This is a genomic window from Holdemanella sp., from assembly GCF_056804935.1.
In genome coordinates, this window is record NZ_DBMEXE010000132.1 from 1 (window position 1) to 4,571 (window position 4,571).

The 4,571-nt window shown below is 34.5% G+C and carries 6 protein-coding genes; 5 read left to right on the forward strand and 1 reads right to left on the reverse strand.

Going from position 1 to position 4,571, the window contains the following annotated elements; translation table 11 throughout:
* A partial coding sequence (locus ACZQCL_RS06705) for a virulence RhuM family protein/type II toxin-antitoxin system death-on-curing family toxin (RefSeq protein ID WP_482482365.1) occupies positions 1-778 on the reverse strand: 778 nt, incomplete at its 3' end.
* Positions 779-1,630: 852 nt separating this feature from the next.
* Here ACZQCL_RS06705 and ACZQCL_RS06710 point away from each other — a divergent pair.
* The 5 genes from ACZQCL_RS06710 (at position 1,631) to ACZQCL_RS06730 (ending at position 4,483) form a co-directional block, all read left to right on the forward strand.
* On the forward strand, positions 1,631-2,449 hold the full coding sequence (locus tag ACZQCL_RS06710) for a ParA family protein (RefSeq protein WP_482482367.1): 819 nt from the start codon (positions 1,631-1,633) through the stop codon (positions 2,447-2,449).
* A gap of 12 nt (positions 2,450-2,461) precedes the next feature.
* Positions 2,462-2,767 (forward strand): single-stranded DNA-binding protein, encoded by a 306-nt coding sequence (locus ACZQCL_RS06715; protein ID WP_227991393.1) that lies wholly within the window; start codon positions 2,462-2,464, stop codon positions 2,765-2,767.
* Positions 2,760-2,969, forward strand: a complete 210-nt coding sequence (locus ACZQCL_RS06720; protein WP_295645874.1) for a Lar family restriction alleviation protein — start codon at positions 2,760-2,762, stop codon at positions 2,967-2,969. The genes ACZQCL_RS06715 and ACZQCL_RS06720 overlap by 8 nt, the downstream gene beginning before the upstream one ends.
* A 6-nt stretch (positions 2,970-2,975) precedes the next feature.
* Entirely contained in the window at positions 2,976-3,956 is a 981-nt protein-coding gene (locus ACZQCL_RS06725) for a ParB/RepB/Spo0J family partition protein (protein ID WP_482482370.1), read from the forward strand.
* Between the two features lie 260 nt (positions 3,957-4,216).
* Positions 4,217-4,483, forward strand: coding sequence for a hypothetical protein (locus ACZQCL_RS06730; RefSeq protein WP_482482372.1), 267 nt, complete (start codon positions 4,217-4,219; stop codon positions 4,481-4,483).
* The last annotated feature ends 88 nt before the right edge of the window (positions 4,484-4,571 follow it).

Consider the following 4,571-nt stretch of genomic DNA (forward strand, 5'->3'; position numbering starts at 1 on the left):
AAGCGCCAATTCGTTTGCATCCATCTACAAAAGGATGATCTTTGACTAGAAAGTACAGTAGATTGGCTGCCTTTTCTTCAATGCTTGGATAGATTTCTTGTCCAAAGACATTTTGATATACAGCTGCAATAATTCCATTCAATTTGCCTGGTTCTTTTTCAACACCAAATACATCAGAAAATCCACCATATTTCATAGAATCAATAAGAGTTCTGCACTCTTCATAGGTTAACTGGTAAATAGAGTCTTTACCTTTTGGTTTAGAAATACACCCATGGTCATAATCATCAAGTAATGATAGTGCATTTGAATAAGCTTCAATCACATTCAATACTTCTTTTTCTTCAATACCTAAAGTAGAAGCAAGCATTCTAGACTGAATTGAAACAGTCTTGTTTAATACTTCTATTCTTTTTTCGTTAACTGCATATCCTTTCATCATGTAGTCTTTTAATATGGAAGTTGCCCATTTACGAAATAGAATACCTTGCTTTGAATTTACTCGATATCCAACAGAAATTATCATATCTAAGTTATAGTACTGAGTTTTATATGTTTTGCCATCAGATGCAGTATGCTCAAAAAATGAGCATACTGAATTTTTATCTAATTCTTCCGATTTAAAAATATTCTGTATATGTCTCGTTATTGTTCTTCTATCTTTATTAAATAGTTCGGCCATCTGTTTTTGTGAAAGCCAAACGGTTTCGTTATCCGGTGATACTGTAACATCTAATTGTAAATCGCCATTTACAAATTTAATAATTTCATTGTTCATGTGTTCTCCAATCTTTTTATATTTGAATGATTTTAATAAAGAGTTTCTTTAAAGAAACTATAGCATAGTAAGCTTTATTCATCAAAATTGTAATAATTTTCTTTCCACAACCCATGTTTTAGACTACAGAAGAGTGTATTTGGGGCAAAGTAGGCATCCAAAAGAGCATCCGAACGGTTCGGATGCTGTCGGGGGCTCCAAATTTTTTCAGGCTCCGTGCCGTAGGGTTCGAATGCACGTCAAACGCTCCCAAAAATGGGGGAAAAGTGTTCGGATGACCTATGCGTATCCGAACTTTTTTGCTAATATTTTGCTAATTAGAGGGGTTCGGATGACGTCATCCGAACCATCATTCGAACCCATTTATTAGCACAAAACGGACGAAAATGAAGAATTGAAAAAGTGCTAAAAATGCCGTATTTACGGCACAATTAACACTTCACGATATCAAGCGGACAAAACACGGTATTAGCTCCTAAACAGGAGGTCAAATTCCTAAACCGCAGGTCGAAGGTTCGACTCCTTTCGGGGGCACCATTTATTTATTAAACAAAGGGTTTTCAATACTTTGTAATCCATGTAACTAAGCGATAGAGTCTGTTGATTTTGTCGCTTTTTTCTTATCAGAAATTGGATGAATTTTACTGGTTTCTCAGAAAATAGAAATTAGCTTGATTCAAATATTTTGACTGCTTCTAGCTAATAAAAATAGGCTCTCAGCTAATGTGCATCTTTTAAGAACACTTGATGAGTGGCCAAACATAAGCGTATAGAAGCATAAAACAAGACAATATGAACAAACTCCTTTTACATAGCCAGGAAATCCTGGTATATGAGAAAGGAGTTTTTATTATGCCAAAATGTAAAGTAATCGCAGTCACAAATCAAAAAGGTGGTGTAGGCAAAACTACAACTACAGAGAATGTGGCCATTGGTTTGGCTCGAAATGGATGCAATGTATTGATTGTGGATTTTGATCCTCAGGGCGATCTTACAAGCTGTCTAGGCTGGAAAAACAATGATTCATTGGAACACTCTGTTTCATCTATGCTTGATGATTATATCAATGACAATGATATTAATTATGAATCGTTGATTTTACACCATGAAGAACATGTGGATTTAATTCCGGCAAATATTGAATTAGCAGATTTTGAAATGCGTTTAGTAAGTGTAATCAACAGAGAACAGACTTTAAGTAATTGTATTGAGCCATTGAGAAATCAATATGACTACATCTTTATTGATTGTCCACCATCATTAGGTATGTTGACGGTTAATGCTTTATCAGCAGCTGATGAAGTACTGATACCAGTACAGACGCAGTATCTTCCTGCAAAAGGAATGACTAAGTTATTACAGACGGTAGGAAAAGTTCAACGTAAGATTAATAGTAATCTAAAAATCACCGGTATTGTGATGACGCTTGCGGATTTAAACACGAATCTAACAAAGAGTACAATCGAAACGATTCGAGAAAGTTTCGGAAAGAATATTCGTGTGTTTGAAACAATCATCCCAAAAGCAACGAAGGCGAGTGAAGCCAGTATTTCCGGTAAGAGTATCTATGCGTATGCCAAAGATTCTAAAGTAGCTTTAGCTTATTTGAATCTTACAAAGGAATTGATTAACAATCAAAAAGTTAAGCACAAAGAAGAATTAAATAGATAGGAGAAAAAGTAAATGACAAACAATTATGTTTTATTGAATGGAAAACTCTCAAGAGATATTGAAGTTTCTAAAAATGATAAAGGCAATTCTTTTGTGAAATTTTGTTTAATCTGTACAAGAGACGGTAATAGTTCGTATTCGGATTACGTTAACTGCATCGCATTTGGAGAAATTGCGAATGCCATCTGTAGAAAAGGAGAAAAGGATACAGCTTATCATATTGAAGGAAATATCCGAACAAACTCATATGAGAAAAATGGTAAAAAGAATTATTCTACGAATGTGGTTGTAGAATCTTTTAGACTGCTGGATGCCTAGAATCAAACGATGTCCATTTTGTCATTCAACTGCCCATGTAGTAATTGATTGGAACAGTAAAAGAATCAATGGATATTATGGCCAGTATGTTATTTGTACGTTATGCTCTAAAAGAACGAAAACTGAGACAACATCAGATCAAGCGATTGAAGAATGGAATCATCATGTATTAAAAAAGAATATACAACTCACTTTATTTTAAAAGGAGGTGGCAAACTTGCCAAAATTAGACTTAGGATTGCCAAGCTATGACTCCTTATTTTCTACAGAAGAAGAAAGACAGGAAGCCAATACCGAAAAGGTAATGACAATCCCTATAAACAAAATTAAAGATTTTGAAGGTCACCCATTTCATGTAACTATGGATGAAGATATGGCCAAGTTGATTGATTCAATCAAAGAAAACGATATGCTGATGCCTGCACTTGTACGACCTAAGCCAGATGGAACTTATGAAATGATATCTGGTCACAGGCGTAAATTTGCCATGTCACAGCTAGGAAGAACCGAAATGAATGTTATCATACGAGATTTGGATGATGATCAAGCAACGATTCTGATGGTAGATTCAAATATTCAGCGTGAAAACATTTATCCTAGTGAAAGAGGTTATGCCTATAAGATGCGCTTAGAAGCTATGAAACATCAAGGTAAAAAAGTAGATATTAATGTTGATGATGTTCATGTTGAATATGATAAAACTACTTCCAACCAAGTTGGTTGGAAGTCAGAGAGTGCAGCAAAATTAGGTGAACAGGTAGGTGTTAGTATGAATCAAATAAGGCGTTTTATTCGACTAACCTACCTTGTTGAACCATTGCAGGAAATGGTGGATGGACGAAATGAGAATGAGATTAAAATTGCATTTAATCCAGCTGTTGAATTGTCATATTTAACGGAATCAGAACAATTTGATTTGGTGAATGCAATCATTGAAAATCAAAGAACTCCATCATTAGCTCAATGTCAGGAATTCAAGAGATTAAGCCATGATGGTGAGCTTACTGCAGACTTTATTGAAGATACGCTTTCTGAGGAAAAACCAAATCAAAGAGAGAAACTATCTTTTCAAATGAAGGAAATTGATAAATATTTTCCCAAGGATTACACACCAGGCAAGAAGAAGGATTTGATGATCCACTTGCTGGAAAACTGGGCAAAGAAAAAATCACGAGAACAAGAGCGATAATTGAATGTGGAAATTGCTTTGTTCGTACTTGTGATTGTTCCAAACTGTTGGAGGGGCAGTTTGTCTTTGCGTGGTGAGGTGTGACTTTTACCTCCCCTAAAACCCCTCCTACCTACCGAAAGAATTTTATTACCTACCGAAAAAGAAAAAATGTTTGTTATCTATTAAGAATTAATATTTGTATGTTGGTAAATAAAATTTATATTGAGTATTTTTAAGTAAAGAGATGTTATTAAGAAATACAAAGGGAGGTAAATCAAATGAAGAAGTTAATTATTTCAGTGGTTAGTACTGTGATGATGATTGGAGCAGGAGTAGCATTTAGATCAAATCAAGATGTTTCTGCTCCTACTGTGGAAAAGTTTTCTAAGGAAACAACGAGTGTTGAAAAGAAGAAATTTAAAGTTAGTAAACATGAAGATATTGACAAAGAGGTATCAAAAACAGATGAAATTCAGGTTAAGGAAGAAAACACAACTAATAAAAGTGATTCAAAAAAAGAGAGCGTTTCTTCTCAATGTCATTAAGTTAAGAGATGACGAACCATCCAGATACTATTTTCTGGATGGTATTTTTATTTGAAGGCACGACGAAAATTGTAGTATTGCTACTACA